The following is a 290-nucleotide window of genomic DNA, read 5'->3' on the forward strand; positions in this document are numbered from 1 at the left end:
GCGCTCCCACTCCAGCAGCATCTCCTTGACCTTCTTGCGCTGCAGGTTTTCCTGCGAGCCGCACAGGTTGCACGGGATGATCGGGAACTCCATGGCGCGCGCGTATGACGCGATGTCCTTTTCCGCGCAGTAGGCCAGCGGGCGAATGACGATGTGGTCGCCGTTGTCGGTGGCCAGCTTGGGCGGCATCGCCTTCATCTTGCCGCCGAAGAACATGTTCAGGAAGAACGTGTTGACGATGTCGTCGCGGTGGTGGCCCAGCGCGATCTGGTTGGCGCCCAGTTCCTTGG

1 protein-coding gene is annotated in these 290 nt (G+C 62.4%); it reads right to left on the minus strand.

Annotated features, from left to right (window positions below):
* Positions 1-290, minus strand: a 290-nt coding sequence (locus RVY79_RS18995) for an ATP-binding protein (protein WP_411161751.1), incomplete at both ends; no start/stop codon positions are given.

Source organism: Chromohalobacter sp. HP20-39 (assembly GCF_033052815.1).
Classification (GTDB): domain Bacteria; phylum Pseudomonadota; class Gammaproteobacteria; order Pseudomonadales; family Halomonadaceae; genus Chromohalobacter.